Source organism: Oligosphaera ethanolica (genome assembly GCF_030814695.1).
Classification (GTDB): domain Bacteria; phylum Verrucomicrobiota; class Lentisphaeria; order Oligosphaerales; family Oligosphaeraceae; genus Oligosphaera; species Oligosphaera ethanolica.
The window spans coordinates 1,616,978-1,632,462 of the sequence record NZ_JAUSVL010000001.1 but is presented as its reverse complement, the minus strand read 5'-3'; the positions used below and the strand labels follow the sequence as shown (position 1 = coordinate 1,632,462).

The following is a 15,485-nucleotide window of genomic DNA, read 5'->3' as shown; positions in this document are numbered from 1 at the left end:
GGCACCGGCGCAGAACGGTGGAATCAAGGAAGTTCGGCAGCGGTTCAGCCACGTAGGGCCTGAGCGGCCTTGAGGCATTTCTCAACCGCTTCCAGCGCAGGAATCTCCGGGCATTCGTATTCGATAATATACCATTCGGTGTCGCCCTTGTCTTGACAGAAGGCGAAAATGTCTTGCCAGGGGCAGTCATCGTCGCCGATGATGGGCTTGAAGCGTTTGTCGGGGTCTTTGCTGAAGGGCTTGAGGTGAATGGTCTGGCAGCGTCCCGGGTATTTATTGAGGGTGCCCATGATGTCGGCGCCGCCGGAGAGGGCGTTGCCGGTGTCGAGCTGCATGACGACACGTTTGTAGGTATTGCCCATGTAGCTGTCCCACGGCGCCTTGCCGTCAAGGAGCTGGAATTCATGGGCGTGGTTGTGATAGCCGCAACGGAAGCCGTAGGGGGCGAGTTTGTCCGCCAGGGCGTTCATTTCGGCGGCTTTGGTAAGCCAGTCCTGGTGGCTCTCGGCCTTGAGCCAGGGAATGATGATGTACTTGTTGCCGACGGCCTGGTTGAGACGGATGGTGTCGGCCAGTTTATCCGGCTGCACGCGCGCCCAGGGGGTGTGCCAGCCGCAGCAGACGAGGCCGGTTTCTTTGAGCAGCCCAGCGTAGAATTCCGGCGTGAACTGGGGGTCGCCGGCGAATTCGACGCCCTCGTAGCCCATGGCTTTGACGGCTTTCATGGTCGCCAGCGGGTTCTCGGTGAATTCTTTGCGGACGGAGTACATCTCAAGCGCGATGGGAATGTAAGCCATGTGTGGTCCTTTGCTGATGATTGGTGGCTGGGCACCGGGCTGGTGGGGGTTTTGGTGCCCGGTGGTGGTACTGCCGGTCGGCGGCTAGCCGGCCGGTTGTGGGGATCAAGCTTCGGCGATGGTGACTTTTGGCGGATTGACGTAGTCGTGGTACTTGGTGGCGACGCCGGCATGTTGGCAGCAGCCGGCATGGAAAAGGACGCGGTAGCGGAAGTCCACGCCGGTGCCTTGGGCGATGCTGAGGCTGCCGTTGGCTTTTTTGTCGTTCAGGAAGTAGGACAGTCCGAAGGGATTGGCGGTCATTAGGCCGTAATTGCGCACGTGCCAGTAGGTGGGGTAGCAGTAGTTCGTCGGGTTGTCCATGATGCAGATGCCGACGGTGCCGCCGGGGACGGGCCCGTAGTAGTCGCACCATTCGGCGCGCTTGCCCCAGGTTTCGCTTTCGCCGACGGCGCCATAGGAATTGACGATGGTGCCGGCGCCGGACGCGTCCATGGAGCTGGCGACGCGGATGGAGCAGATGCCGCCTTCCTTGGTGTCACCGAAGGTCACCGGGCAATTGGTGGCCATGAAACGCACGCTCATGTCGACCGCGCGGGCGCTGGCAGGAAGCATGTAGAAGACGTACTCGCGCTCTTCTTCCATGAGCTTACTGCCGTTTTCAGACAACCAGTCGCAGCTGAGGGCAATGCGCGCCCGCACCGGGCCGTTCTCAAGGATGCGGGCATCTTTGCAGACGATGGTGCCGAAGGCTGTCTTCTCTTCCCAGCTGTTGGTGCCATTGACGTCGCCCCAAGCTGTCCAGAAACTCTTCTGGTGCGGGTGGTCTTTGGGCTCGCCCGCGACGTCAGGAATCATCGGGTAGGAACGGGTCATGGTGCTGCCATAGGGGCCGATCACGGGAAAGAGAAAGGGCTTGGCCCATTTGCTGCCGTAGTGCAGGGTGGTGAATAGCGCGCCGCCGCAGAGGACATCAATCTGCTCGTCGTGCTGCTTGAGCGTCACGCCAGCCACTGGTGCGGCACCATCACAAAGCTCGTAGCTCACTTCGGTTTTCGCCGGTAATGAGTCGATGACGAAGGCCAGGGCGCTGGCGCCATTCTGCTCGAAAACCTGCGCCGGCAGCACCGTGCCATCGGCGGCTTTGAGCGATACGGCCTGGCCCACGGGCAGGGGGCAGGCGACGCTGACAGGACAATGCGCACGGGCGTGCAGACCGGTCTTGACGGTGATCTTCGTGGTCATGCTGGATAATTCCTCTGGCTATGGGGGGGGCTGGTGCCGGCCGTCGCAATGACGGTCGGAGATTCGGCTTTGGCAGGACCGGGTTTAACGGCCGGCGGTAAATTCATAATATCCCACGAGTTGCAGATATTCAATCTTGCGGTTGATCAGATCGACAAAGCTGTTTTCCAAGTCGGTCTGGGTTCGGACCAGCTCGAGGATGTCGATTTCGCCATTTTCCCAGCGGTCGCGGTAGAGTTCTTCCTTGCGCTGAAGGAGCTTGCAGAGGTTTTCCTGCAGAGCCACGGCCCGGGCGCTTTCATCCAGCCGGCGCAGGTAATTGCTGAGGCTGGTGGTGATTTCCTGGGAGATGATAAAGTAGTCGTGCTGGTTGTTGGCGATGCGGTTCTGGGCCTGCTGCCAGCGGGCGGCGTCGGCGCGGCGGCCAATTTCCCAATTGAGATTGAGGGTGACGGTCTGTTCGTCCGGCCCATTGAAATTGAAGCCGTCGCCATTGCCCTGTTGACGGTGCGTTGCCGCGACGCTGAGGTCCGGCAGCCGCTGGCTGTCACGGATGTCGAGCAGCCAGTACAGCTTGCGGTTTTCCAGGCGGTTGTTGAGCATTGACTCGATGTTTTCGAAGGCGTAGTGGAGGTCGTCGGCCAAGTTGACGCTGTGCAGCTCGAAGCTGAAATCGCCGGTGATCGCCAGCTCGTCCTGAACTGGGAAGCCCATGCGCTCCTTAAGGCTGTCCAGTCCGTTGTCAATGGTGCGCTGGGCGGAGTTGACGGCCTGCTCATTTTCTGGCACGCGGATTTCGGCGGTGAGGATGTCCAGCGGATTTTCCCGCTCGCGGGTCAGCATGAGGTTGCGGCGGGCGTTCTCCAGCGCCCGCTGCTTGACCATCAGGGACTGCTGGGCCTGAATGATGTTGTAGTATGCCAGCTTCACGTCCAGCGCCAGGCGCCGGCGAGTCTGATTGAGGTTGTTCAGGGTGCTGAGCTCATCGACCATGCTTGCCTTTAAGTCGTAGCTGGTTTCCAGTGCCGTGCGACCGCCCAGGAGTTGTTTGGATACTTGCACGGCGAAGGTCGAGTCACTGAAGCCACGGCCATTTTCCCGTTCCGCCGTCAGCCAGCTGCGCAGGGAGACGCCGGATTGGAACTCCTTGTCCAGGCTGATCTCGCTGCTGTTGACGCCGGCCTGAAAGGCCTGGCTGTCACGAGCGCTGAGGTTGAAGGCGAAACGGGCCTCTTCAATGACGGTCTGGAGTTTCTGGTTCTTCACGGTTACGTCCTGCTTGGCTAACACCGGCGAATGCGCTAGCGCATAGTCAATGCAGTCCTGCAGCGAAAAACGCTGCGGCGCATCAGCCGCCGTGAGCAGAAATGGCGTGAACAAAAGCTGTGCCAGGCAGAGGCTGCGGAGTAGCGGCGCGAAGGCAAGTGGGAAGCGGGAAAGCTTAGCTGTCATGTCCTCAATCTCAAAAAGTGGCGGCCCCGACACGCCGTGCGTACGCTGGTGCGGTCATGGGCCTGATGCAGTTGTGGTCGTGGTGGGGCAGCTTGTTGCCACACCCGGTGGCGGCTCAAGCGAGTATCAGGCCGTGAAGGCTTTATAGGCTGCTGCGTCCATGAGCGCCTCGACTTCGCTTGGCGAAAACTGGTCGATGCGGCAGATCCAGCCATCGCCCTCAGGGCTGCTGTTGATCAGCCCAGGCTCTTTTTCCAGGCGGCTGTTAACCGCGATGACCCGTCCGGTCACGGGGAGGAAGACGTCCGACGCGGCTTTGACCGACTCGACCACGCAGAGTGGCGCGTTGGCGGCAATGACCGCGCCAATGGCCGGCAGTTCGACGTAATTGAGCTCGCCGAGCTCTTCGGCAGCAAAGGCCGTAATGCCCACAGTGGCCTCACGGCCCTGGCATTCGACCCACTGGTGTTCATTGCTGTAGCGTTTCATCCTATTTCTCCGCTGGTCCATGGCTAGTGTGAGCAGGCTGTCACCCCGAGCTGTGGCGACCTTGTAAATTCACCGAACGTGGTCATATTTGCAAACTGACAGCAGGAAAATAGTTCAAAACGCCAGAAACTCGGTGGTGTTTTTTAAGTTTAGGGCGCTTGACAAGTGCTCTGCCAACCGGTATGATGTAAAAATGCGGAGGGACTATAAACAATCTGACCAAGATACAGGAGTAGTTACGGGTTAGCTTTTGACTCGAGAGAAAAGGATAAGTTTTCTAGTGATTTTGGTTGAGTAGTTTTTTAGTACTTGGCCGAGGGTAAACAACACAACAACGGGAGTAAGAAATGAGCATTGCACAAATCGTCGTTATGATCATTGCCGGTATCGGTGCCTTCATTGGCATGAGCAAACAGAAGGAAGGCAAGACTTGGGGACAGCCTTTGGCCATTGTTTGCGCTATAGTTGCTATCGTCGCCGCTTTGTGGAGCGCGATTGGCACGATGTCTGGCGCTCCTGGCAAACAGGCCGGCGAACGCGAAATTGAATTCCAGAAGGTGCAGACCCGCGTTCTTGGCGCGCACTTGGCTGAGAAGTACTCCGGCGCCAAGGCCATTGTCATCAAAGACCCCTTCAACACCGACGCGACCCGCCCCAATCCCCTGCTTGATGGCTTGAAAGAAGGCATGGGCTCAGCGATTCAGATCGTTGCTGAAGTTTTCCCGCCCCTGCCCGCCGGTTACAATGAAGGCGGCGAAGGCGAAATGATGGCTCCGATGGAGACCTGGTACACCGCCAAAGTCATGCAGGACATTCTGAAGAACGCCAATGCCGATTACGACATGGTCATCACCTGCATCGGCCTGCCCGCTGGCGGTCTGCTTCATCTCAAAGGCAAGAAGGTCGTCTTCGCCGGCGGCAGCCCCTACGAGTACGCCGCAGCCATCGCTGGTGGCCTGGTCGTCGCCGCTGTCACCTACAAGCCCGACGCCATCTACGACGACAAGCCCGTCCCGAGCAATCTGCAGGAAGCCTTTGACAAGCGCTACGTGCTGATCTCCACTGACAACATCAAGGAAGTCGCTAGCAAGTACGCCGAGCTCTTCAAACAGAACTAAGCTGAAATTAAGCGGCTTCTGTTGATTCTTGGCCCATCGGCAAACGTGCCGGTGGGCCATTTTTTATTATAGCCGGGCCGGGCCCGGCATGGTTATGGAGGTTCCCGGTGGTGCATCAGCTGCATACTGAGCAACAACTGCAGTTTCCCCTGTTATGGCATGGACGGCTGCTAACCGTGGCGCCCGGCGATGGCGTCCCCATGGCCGTGGAGCAAATCTACGCCGGCATGCAACTCGGCGCCGGCGTGGTCAAACGCGGGCAGCTGTCCAGCAGCGGTAAATACCAGTCGTGGGAATTGCAGGCCCAGCTGCCGGATCGCGCCACCATGCTGGCGTTGTTCACGGCTTTGGAGGCTATTCCCGGCGTCAAGATGCTGCTGTGAAGCCGTGTGCGGCATTCGGCGGTCAACGCATGAAAGAGGGTAGTGAAGATGAAAATAGTCGTGCTTGATGGCTACACCATGAATCCTGGTGATCTGGATTGGCAGGAGCTGCGTGCGCTCGGGGTGGATTGCGAGATCTACGAGCGTAGTTCGCAGGCGGATGTGCCGCTGCGGGCCGCCGACGCAGAGATCGTCCTCACCAACAAGGCCGCGCTGAAGCGGGGTGAGATCAGCCAGCTGCCGTGTCTGCGCTATATCGGCGTGTTGGCCACGGGCTATAACGTTGTCGATCTCGATGCGGCGCGTGAGCGCGGCATTATCGTCACCAACGTGCCGGCTTACAGCACGCCATCGGTGGTGCAGACGGTTTTTGCCTTCATTCTTGAGCATTGTCAGCAGCTCGCGCGTCATGCCGCTGCGGTGCGGGCGGGGCAATGGTGTCGGTCGCGCGACTTTGCCTTCTGGCTGGCGCCATTGACGGAACTGGCCGGCAAGACCCTGGGCATCGTTGGCATGGGGCGCATCGGCATGGCCGTGGCGGAGGTGGGACACGCCTTCGGCATGAATGTCCTGGCCCGCTCGCGTTCGCCCAAAGCCGACGCACCGGCATGGCTGAAACAGTGCGATCTGAACACTCTGCTGAGCAGTTCGGACTTCATCAGTCTGCACTGCCCCCTGACTGACGACACCGCCAAGCTGATCAACGCCAAGACGCTGGCGTTGCTGCGCCCGACGGCATTTCTGGTCAATACCAGCCGCGGCGGCGTGATTGACGAAGACGCTCTCGCCACGGCGCTTCACGCCGGCCGTCTGGCCGGGGCCGGTCTGGACGTGCTGACCCAGGAACCGCCAGCGGCCGACTGCCCACTGCTGACGGCGCCGAATTGCCTCGTGACCCCCCATTACGCGTGGGCGACCCACGAGGCACGGGGACGGCTCTATCGCGTCGCCGTCGGCAATATCAGGGCTTTCCTTGAGGGCAAGCCTCAAAACGTGGTGTCGTAGGCGAGGTGTTTTTCGCGGACGGATCCGACGGATCCGACGGATCCGACGGATCCGGTGACTTGATCAGTCCGATCGGTCCGATCAGTCCGATCAGAAGACAGAAGAGCAGTCTGCGAAAAAGACAGGCGATCAGTGCGGCCCTGTCCCTACTCGCTGCGGAGGGCGTCGACGGGGTTTTTGTTAGCGGCCTGGTATGCGGGGTAGATGCCGAAGATCAGTCCGGTGGCGGTGGAAGCGACGACGGCGGTCAGCAGCAGGGTGAGGCTGAAGACGATAGGCAGGTGGAGGAATTGGCAGGTGATGATCACCACCACGGCCGCCAGGATGACGCCGAAGATGCCGCCGGTCACCGAGATGATCATGGCTTCCGAGAGGAACTGCCGCAGGATGTCCTGCCGGGTTGCACCGACGGCGCGGCGGATGCCGATTTCCCGTACGCGTTCCGTCACCGACGCCAGCATGATGTTCATGATGCCGATGCCGCCGACGATGATGGAGATGGACGAAATGCAGATGGTCAGGATGTCGAGCAGGCGCTGCGACTGCTGCTTCTGCTTGAGGAGGTCCATGGGAATGACCAGGTCGAAGTCGCTGACGCCGGCGTGGGTGATGCCAAGAATGGCCTTGACTGCGCGGCCGACGGTGCTGAGGTCGTCTTCTGTGCGCAGCTGCAGCTGCAGTTCATCAATTTCGCTGCGCAGATCGTGGTAGGCCGTGCGCGTCAGCAGGGTCTGCAGCGGCATGAGCAGGTCGTGATTGGGGTCGCTGACGCTCGTCGCTTCCAGCTCCGCCAGATCGATGTCTTTGTCAGCCAGAATACCGACAATGCTATAGGGCGTGCCACCGAGAAAAAGGGTTTGGTTGAGTAACTTGGTGAGGTCGCTCACCGGTTCTTTGCTGCCCTGGCTTTCATTCCTGGCGACCAGCATGGCCCGCGCCACGCCACTGCCCAGGACGACCACCCGCGCGCTGCGGTCTTCGTCAAAATGGTCGAAAAAACGGCCGCCGAGGATGCTGAGGTTGTTGACGGTCAAGTAATCGCCATGCACGCCCAGCACGCGTGGATTGAGTGTCCCGTGATCGTGCAGGACGTTGATCTTGACTTCGCGCAGGGCTGCCGAGCGACTGATCTCAGGGATGCCTTGGCGCATGGCCGCCAGGTCGCGCCGGGTCAATCCCAGCGAGCCCTTCACCCGCGCCTCCACCAGGCGTTCATTCTCAAACTGCTTGTCGACCACGCGCACGAGGTTCGCGCCCAGCGCCCGGATTTGGTCGGCCTGTTTTTTCTTGCTGCCCAATGAAAAGGACGACATGGCGATGACTGACGACACGCCGATGATAATGCCGAGCATGGTCAGGAACGTGCGCATCTGGTGTGCCAGCAGGCCTTCCTGCACACCGATGTGCAGCAGGTCGAGGACACTCAGGCGGCGCTTGTGCTGCAGCGCTCGGGGGTCTACGGGACGTTGCACCGGCGCCGCTGGCTGGCGTTTGCCGGGGCAGTCCTCAATGATCTTGCCGTCGCGCAGAGTGATCTTGCGGGTGCCCTGAAGCGCCAACTCGGGATCGTGGGTGACCATGATGATGGTGTGCCCCTGGGCATTCAGGGAGTAGAGAATGTTCATGATTTCGGCGCTGGTGCTGCTGTCGAGGTTACCGGTGGGCTCGTCCGCCAGCAGAATGTCCGGCTCGCTGACCAGAGCGCGGGCGATGGCGATGCGCTGCAGCTGGCCGCCTGAAAGCTCCCTGGGCTTGTGATCCAGGCGATGGCCCAAGCCAAGCTTCTCCGCCATCTCAATGGCGCGCGCCTGGCGCTGCGCCCGGGGAACGCCGCGGTAGACCAGGGGCAGGGCGATGTTCTCAACCACGTTGAGATCCTGCAGCAGATTGAATTGCTGGAAGACAAAGCCGATGTGCTCATTGCGCAGGCCGGATAGCTGCGCGTCGTCACCGTTGAGCATGCTGCGGCCGTTGATCTCCATCACGCCGTCACTGGCGACGTCCAGCAGGCCCAGCAGGTGCATCAGCGTCGATTTGCCGGAACCAGAACTGCCGACGACCATCAGAAAATCGCCCTGATGGACGTCGAGCTGCACCCCATCCAGGGCGGCGACAATGCTGTCGCCCATCTGGTAGTGGCGTTTCAGGCCGGTGATATGAATAATGGTGTTGTTGGGCATAAGACGCCGTTCAGGGTTTGGCCACCGCGCCGCCATCGTCGTCCACTGGCAGCGGGTAGCTCAGAAGTATCTCGTCACCGGCCTGCAGGCCGGCTGGGATTTCCACGTAGAGGTCGTTGAAATACTGGCTGTTGACGACCTTTGGCTCTGCTTCGCCGACCAGGCGCACCGCGTTGCGGCCGTCGTCCAGCCGCACGATGGCCGAGCGTGGGATGAGCAGGCGCTCGCGGGGGCTGTGCACTCGGATCTTGATGATTGCCGACATGCCGGGGTGGAAATTGCGCCCATCGCTGTCCATGTCGATTTCTGCGTTGAACATGGCGATTTCGGAATCGCGGCCGCCTTCGCTGGTCGGATCCACGCGGTTGCGGTCGCGGCCAATGGCGCCGAGCTGGCGCAGCTTGCCGGTGAAGACGTGTCCGGGGTAGGCCGGCAGGCTGATCTCGACCGTCATGCCGTCCTGCAGCTCGTGGTAGTCCGCCTCATGCACCACCAGCTTGACTTTCATGCGTGACGGGTCGATCACGTCGGCGACGACGTCGCCCGGGTGGCGTTCTTCGCCAACGCTGTACTCGCGGGTCTGGCCGCCGCTGCGCCAGTCGCGGTAGGTGCGAATCTTAAAAACGCCGTCGTTATCCGCATAGACATTGGCGCGGTCGATTTCGCTCTGCGCACGGGCAATGCGGTGGCGGATTTCCTCCAAGCGGCGTTTTTCGGCCTCAATCTGGCCGCTAATATCCGCGAGGCGCCGCTGGCGTTTCATGCTGACGCGGTCGAGGTTGGCTTTGGCACGCTCAAGGCCTTTGCGCAGCTCGACGCGGCGTTCGTCCGTAATGCCTTTGCGTTCCAGTTCATTTTTGATGCGGACTTCTTCCAGTGCCGCCTTGGCGTTTTCGAGGGTACGGGCATAGGGTTCGAGGGCCGAAAAGCTGATGTACTCTTTGTCGAAGAGGCGTTTTTCGCGGTTGTAGGTGTCCTGGGCGTCAGCGACGTCCAGCTCGGCAAGTTCTTCCTCGATAGCCATTAGGCGCCTGGCGCGTTCATCGGGGATGGCGAGCTCTTCGGCTTCCTCCAACAGGGCGTGTTCATGCTGGGCTTGGCGGAGGCTGACATTCTTGCTTTCCTGGAAGTCCACCAGTTCGTATTGGGCGTTGAGGCGTTCCACGTTCAATTCGGTGTTCTGGAGGTCGGTTTCCTGATTCTCGATTTCTTCGCGGGCGGAGCTGTCATCGACTTGCAGGATCAGCTCGCCTTTTTTGACGGCGCTGCCCTGGCTGAGCATCTGCGTAATGCGGCCGCGGGTGCGAATCGTCACTGGCACTTCGATGGCACTCTGGAGGACGCCGCGACAGAGCACCAGGCGTTCCGCGCTGACGGGTACGACGGTGTAGCGCTGCAACTGCTTTTCCGGTGGCTTGATCATGCTGCGCCAGAAAAACCACCCGGCCAGTATTAGCGGTGGCAGGGTAACAAGGAGGAATAGGATGATGAGGGAGCGGCGTTTCATGCTGTCTGGATGGCATTGCCGGCGTCTGTCGGCGTTGGCGGTTCTTTCTGGCTAGCGTTTCTGGAAGGGGAAGAAGACCTCGCTGATCAGTCCGGGTTTGAGGCGATCGTGGTCAGTCTTGACGGTAATGCGCACTGCGAAGGTTACTTCGCCCAAAGGCTCGTGCGACGAGTACAGCCCAAGCTGGCTGTCCTTCTTGCCGCGATTGGAAAACAGCAGGTCCACTTTGCTGACGGTGCCGGCCAGGCGCGCCTCGCCTAAAGAGGGTATGCGCACCTCCACCTCCAGGCCCGAATGGACGTCGCCGTAATACTTCTCCGGTACCTCGACCTTGATTTCCATCTCGCTGACATCAGGAATGGATAGAATGTTGAAGCGCGGACCGACGGTGTTGCCCAGCGAAACCTTCGCCATATTGTTGCCATTGAAGACTTTGTTGTAACAGATCAAGCCGTCCGCTGGCGACGTGATCACGTGGTTGTCCCGTCGCCGGATCTCCCGCTGCAGGCGCCGGTCGATATTCCCAAGCTGTTGTTTGTTGCGATCATATTCGCGACGGATGCTCAAGTTGTCAAAATGCACCGACTTGGCGGTGCTCTCCAGATTCGCCTCGGCGTCAGCCAAATTCAGCGCCGCGCGGCTCTTGGCGATGCGGGTGGCGCCCTCGCGGTCCTTGCTTAAATTGAGCTCGGCCTGTTCTACTTTCAGCGTGTGCCGCCGCAAGGTCCGTTTGAGTTTCGCCAGCTCCACCGGGGACATCGTTGGATTCTTTTTGCCTAACTCGCGGTCCAGCCGCCGCTGCGTGGCCGCCAGCTGGATTTTGGCTAGTTTGAGCGTCATTTCACCGCGAAAGACTGGCAATGGCGAGACATAATTCAGCGTTTCGCCGCTGCTGATGCGCACCGTCGCCAGGTTGTTGCTGGCGTTGGTCTGGCGGAATTCGCCGTTGCGGCGGGTGATTTCTATCTTTTTTTCCAGCTCGTTGCAGCGGCTTTCGACTTCGGTGTAGTTGGCGCTGATGTTGCTGATGCGCTTTTCGCGCTCTTCGGGATCGAGCTTGGCGACGACGTCGCCGGCTTTGACCATGCTCTCTTCCGGGATGAGCCAGGTGATTTTGGGCCAGGGCCAGCGGCCGATGTCTGGCACCAGAATGTCTGTCGACCGTACAGGCAGGAGTTCGCCGGAGGCGCTCAGGCGTTTTTCCTCCTTGCCGTCGTCGTCTTTGCGCACGGGAAAAGTGCCACGGGCGGTGACCCGTTTGTCCAGCCAGGACGGGTTGTCGAGGATGAAAAAGCTGCCCACGACCGTGCCGCTCACTTCGCGGTACAAGCCGTTTTCGGCGACGAATGACTTGCCGTCCTGCTGCAGCACATATTGCAGAGGCAGGGCCGGGCCGACAATCGGCGTGCTCGCCAGGAGATCAGCCTCGCCGCGCATGCCGGGGCGCAGCCAGGACAGCGGTTCGGTCGTCGTGATAACCACGTCAAACACTTTTACGCCGAAGGTCTTGACATCGCCGCCGCCGGACTCCTCCTTCTCGGCCAGGTCATGCGATAGCGTGCTGATGGATTTGAGGCGGCCCGAGATGGCATCGGCATAGCGGCCATTCACGCGGATGCGTACCTCGTCCCCTTCTTTGAAATGTTTGCGCACCGACTCGTGCAGCACGCCGCGAAAACCGATCGTCGCTATCTCCGGTATCTCCATGAAGGCGTAGTTGTCCCACATCTTCAGGCCGGGAATGAGCTCGCTGTTGAAGACGCGGTTGTGGCTGACAAAGCCGGCAATCGGCGCCTTCACGCTGGTGTGCTGCAGGTCCTTCTCCTTGTCGGCGATCTCTTTCTGATTGCGGCGCTGGTGAATCCTGGCGGCGTCCTTCTGGATGACGGAAATTTTTTCCTGTTCGGACATCTCAAAGGCCAGCTTCTCGACTTCCAGTTTGGTGTTTTCAATGTCGATTTCGGTGCGTTTGATGTCGTTGGGCACCGTCGGTGGATTTTTGGTGACTTCGAGTTCCTGGGTGGCGAAGCGGGCCCGTGCCTCTTTTTCGCGCAGGTCTTTCTCGTAGCTGTCCAATTCGGCGCGTGAGATCATGGCGCGTTTGAAGCGGTCTTCGGCTTTGGTGAAGTCTTTTTGGCTGGCATTGACGTTGAGGGTCGCCACCCGCAAGCGCCCCTCGGCAATGCGCACGTCGTCCGGATTGGGCTCGCTGCGCAGGCGTTCGAGTTTGGCTTCAAGCGCGGACAGCTTGTCCTGGAGGGTGCCCATCTGGTCCGTCAGATCGACGGCGTTGTTGTCGATCTCGGCCAGTCGCCGATCCACATTGGCGTCAATCACCGCCTGCTGCAGTTTCAGAGCGATAAGGTCGTTCGCGGTCTCTTCGCTGCTGAAGGTTGCCACGACATCACCGGCCTGCACGTAGGTGCCGTCGGCGATCACCGTCTCCAGCGGCAACCAGCGCACAGGGTTGTTGATCTTCTCGGATTTCTCCGTGAACGCCCGAATGCGGATGCTGTAGGTGAAGGGCAGACTTTGCTCAGAGACCACTATGCTGTCTGCCAACGGCGCGTCGTCGGCCGCCCAGACGGTGGCCAAACAGGCAAGCAAGGCGAGAAAAGTAAAGTGATGAAGACGAGAGCGCATGAGAAATGGTGGAACAACAATCAAGATAATGATGACGACAGCTCGGGAGCAACTGGCAAGCATGACTATGACTAACGAAAGGTTTGCGCCCTTTATTGGCGAATAAGCCTGTCTATAGTCTTTTTGCGACCGCTACGTTCACGTAATCGGTCAGCCATCACCCCAGCGGGGAAAACACCGGAGACAATTTGCAGGAAACCCACGGCCCGCCGCCGCCCAACCATCCGACCTTGATTTCCGCCGACCTTTGCGGCAGCGGAGTCATAGCGGGCCCAGAGTAGTAGCGGCTTTCAGCCGCTGTGCGCACGGCTCGTGTGGCGGGGGAGACGGGCCGGGTACGGTCGGCGTGGATGACGAGGACGGTTTAATGAGCCGTCTTGTCGGAGTGGGCGAGACGCCCACTCCACGGCCGCGAGACGTAATCGGTAAGTAACCACCCCGGTGGGGAAAACACCGGGGACAATTTGCAGGTTACATGCTCCTTGGGTAGGCGGCGGCGTATGTAGTTCAGGCTTTAGCCTGCTCCCCATTCCCCGGTTATCCGGTCATGTAACATAGGAGTCATTGATATTGGATGCCAGTAATTCCTCTTTCTGGCGCGTGGGACGCGACGCGCTAGGCCAATGTGGCGCCCTCCGGGCGCAATTCCAAGTTGCTGTCACACCCCGGGTTGCGGCGCCCTCCGGGCGCCTCACCTGGGGTTATGCATGGTGCGGCCCTCCGGGCCGAACTTGGCCGACCTGACGACGTGATTTGTCCGAGGTTATCCGGTCATGTAACATAGGAGCCATTGATAATTGAGCCATAGAGCTTCTGGCTAAGCCAAACGTGCCCGTTTTTCTGGCCGCGAAGCGGCAGAAGCGCTGAAAGCGCGAAACATTCCAGCCCAGGGCAAGCACTCTGAAGGCGTGCGCAGCCCTGGGTACAACGGCGACTATGTTCGTGTTCCTCGGCCCCTTTGGCCCCAGTCGGCGAAGCTGACTGGGGCCAAAGGGGCAATGGAACTCACTTGCTTACCTGGGATTGACATTGGCGGCATGTCTGGCATCTATTATCACTAGCTGACCGATTACATGTTCCCTTAGGCATTTTCACCCCGGCGGTTGCAAACGCTCGCGAGTCGGGGTAGTTTTTCGGCCGACAAGAATGATTGCCCACTCGACTTGGTATTCGGTATGCGGGTTGATGGCGGCAATTTCTTATGAGTCCGAGCAGGCAGTGGCTCTGCGGGCGGCAGCATTGCCGGGTGCAAACGGGCGTGGATATGCGGTGATCCTATCAGTGAAGGAGTGAATGCGGACATGAGCCCCAGGAAATCAGCTTCCAAAAAGACCAGTCGGCCAGTGACTCGCGGTGTCGTCAATGTGGCGTTGGTAGGCGCCGGCGGCATGGGCATGGGCGTGCTCAACAACCTCATGCCTTTTGCGGACGTGAAGGTCGTCGCCATCGCCGATCCCATTGCGCAGTATCAGGACGACTTTTTCTACAAAAAGCCGCTAGGCCGGCTCAATGTCAAAGCGGCGGTAGAGAAGTTCTATCGCGAGAAAGACCCGGGCTACAGCTGTGCGGACTACGAGGATTTTCGCGTCATGCTGGCTGAGCATCCGGAAATTGACGCGGTCGTGTGTGCCACGCCGGATTTTTCCCACGCGTATGTATCGATTTATGCCATGCGTCAGGGCAAGCACGTCTATTGTGAGAAGCCGCTGACGCACAACATTCGCGAGGCGCGGCTGATGGCGCAGGTGGCTGCGGAGATGGGCGTGGCCACGCAGATGGGCAATCTCGGGCATGCTCGCGAGGGCATGCGTCAAGCCTGCGAGTGGCTTTGGGACGGCGCCATTGGCCCGGTGTCCGAGGCGCATGCGTGGGTGCCCGCCGCTCGCTGGCACAAGTGGATGGTCACGCCACCGCAGGACGAGCCGGCCATGCCTGACGGCGTCAACTGGGACCTCTGGATTGGTCCCCGGCAGCCACGACCGTATCACCCGGTGTACACGCCGGTGCGCTGGCGGGATTTCTGGACCTTCGGGCTGGGCGCCATCGGCGATTTTGTCTGTCACGACATGGACGTGATATGCTGGGCGCTGGACCTCGTCGCGCCGACCACGGTCGAGGCATTCCAGGGCGGTTTTACGTCGCCCGAGCTCACGCCGCACAGCGAAATCTGCCACTACGAGTTTGGTCGGCGTGGTCGCAAGCCGCCGGTGAAGGTGACCTGGTATGACGGCGGCATGCGGCCGCCGACACCGGCCAGCTGGCCGGCCGGCATGGAATGGCCGCGGCGTGGCTGTTATTTTGTCGGTCCAAAGGGCATGTTGGTATGTCCGGGTCTGGGGCAGACGCCGTTCCTGCTGCCGGACAAGCTCGCCAAGAGCTACAAGCAACCGGCGCCAACCCTGCCGCGCTCGCCGGGGCATCACCGCGAGTGGATAGACGCTTGCAAAGGCGGCGCGCCCAGCGGTACCGAATTCGGCTACGCGGCCCGTTTGACGGAGCTCGCCCTGCTCGGCGTACTGGCTATCCGCAGCGGCAAGAAAATCCACTGGGACGCCAAGAGCATGTGCGCCAAGGGCCTGCCAGAAGCCGACGCCATCATCAACGGCGAGCCCTATCGTGCAGGCTGGGAACTGGAAAAAATTCCCCGCGTTTAACAACGCATGATT

Annotated in this window: 12 protein-coding genes; 5 read left to right on the top strand and 7 right to left on the bottom strand. The window is 60.2% G+C overall.

Going from position 1 to position 15,485, the window contains the following annotated elements:
• Nucleotides 1–44 precede the first annotated feature (44 nt).
• The 4 genes from J3R75_RS05420 to gcvH all read right to left on the bottom strand — a co-directional run bounded on the left by J3R75_RS05420 (nt 45) and on the right by gcvH (nt 3,983).
• On the bottom strand, nt 45–797 hold the full coding sequence (locus J3R75_RS05420) for a sugar phosphate isomerase/epimerase family protein (RefSeq protein ID WP_307260353.1): 753 nt from the start codon (nt 795–797) through the stop codon (nt 45–47).
• A gap of 105 nt (nt 798–902) precedes the next feature.
• Nucleotides 903–2,042, bottom strand: a complete 1,140-nt coding sequence (locus J3R75_RS05415; protein WP_307260351.1) for a DUF6807 domain-containing protein — start codon at nt 2,040–2,042, stop codon at nt 903–905.
• Nucleotides 2,043–2,126: 84 nt separating this feature from the next.
• Nucleotides 2,127–3,494, bottom strand: a complete 1,368-nt coding sequence (locus tag J3R75_RS05410) for a TolC family protein (RefSeq protein ID WP_307260350.1) — start codon at nt 3,492–3,494, stop codon at nt 2,127–2,129.
• Nucleotides 3,495–3,620: 126 nt separating this feature from the next.
• A complete protein-coding gene (gene gcvH / locus J3R75_RS05405) occupies nt 3,621–3,983 on the bottom strand; it encodes a glycine cleavage system protein GcvH (protein ID WP_307260349.1) in 363 nt (120 codons plus the stop codon).
• Nucleotides 3,984–4,330: 347 nt separating this feature from the next.
• Between gcvH and J3R75_RS05400 the strand changes: the two genes are divergently transcribed.
• The 3 genes from J3R75_RS05400 (at nt 4,331) to J3R75_RS05390 (ending at nt 6,489) form a co-directional block, all read left to right on the top strand.
• A complete protein-coding gene (locus tag J3R75_RS05400) occupies nt 4,331–5,101 on the top strand; it encodes a hypothetical protein (RefSeq protein ID WP_307260348.1) in 771 nt (256 codons plus the stop codon).
• Nucleotides 5,102–5,208: 107 nt separating this feature from the next.
• Complete coding sequence (locus J3R75_RS05395; protein ID WP_307260347.1) at nt 5,209–5,484, top strand: DUF493 family protein; 276 nt, start codon at nt 5,209–5,211, stop codon at nt 5,482–5,484.
• A gap of 48 nt (nt 5,485–5,532) precedes the next feature.
• On the top strand, nt 5,533–6,489 hold the full coding sequence (locus tag J3R75_RS05390; protein ID WP_307265497.1) for a D-2-hydroxyacid dehydrogenase: 957 nt from the start codon (nt 5,533–5,535) through the stop codon (nt 6,487–6,489).
• Between the two features lie 146 nt (nt 6,490–6,635).
• Here J3R75_RS05390 and J3R75_RS05385 read toward each other — a convergent pair whose 3' ends face one another.
• Together J3R75_RS05385 and J3R75_RS19825 are read right to left on the bottom strand one after the other, a co-directional pair.
• Nucleotides 6,636–8,669: an ABC transporter permease gene (locus tag J3R75_RS05385; RefSeq protein WP_307260346.1), complete on the bottom strand. Its 2,034-nt coding sequence runs from the start codon at nt 8,667–8,669 to the stop codon at nt 6,636–6,638.
• Nucleotides 8,670–8,679: 10 nt separating this feature from the next.
• The gene (locus tag J3R75_RS19825; protein WP_503167934.1) at nt 8,680–9,177 is read right to left on the bottom strand and encodes an efflux RND transporter periplasmic adaptor subunit; all 498 of its coding nucleotides are present in this window, start codon (nt 9,175–9,177) and stop codon (nt 8,680–8,682) included.
• 579 nt (nt 9,178–9,756) lie between these two features.
• On the opposite strand from J3R75_RS19825, the gene J3R75_RS19975 reads away from it, so the two are divergent.
• Nucleotides 9,757–10,125, top strand: a complete 369-nt coding sequence (locus J3R75_RS19975; protein WP_464543952.1) for a hypothetical protein — start codon at nt 9,757–9,759, stop codon at nt 10,123–10,125.
• Nucleotides 10,126–10,227: 102 nt separating this feature from the next.
• Here the strand turns inward: J3R75_RS19975 and J3R75_RS05375 are convergent, their stop codons facing one another.
• Complete coding sequence (locus J3R75_RS05375) at nt 10,228–12,738, bottom strand: HlyD family secretion protein (protein ID WP_307260344.1); 2,511 nt, start codon at nt 12,736–12,738, stop codon at nt 10,228–10,230.
• Nucleotides 12,739–14,120: 1,382 nt separating this feature from the next.
• Between J3R75_RS05375 and J3R75_RS05370 the strand changes: the two genes are divergently transcribed.
• Nucleotides 14,121–15,473: a Gfo/Idh/MocA family protein gene (locus J3R75_RS05370; protein ID WP_307260343.1), complete on the top strand. Its 1,353-nt coding sequence runs from the start codon at nt 14,121–14,123 to the stop codon at nt 15,471–15,473.
• Nucleotides 15,474–15,485 lie beyond the last annotated feature (12 nt).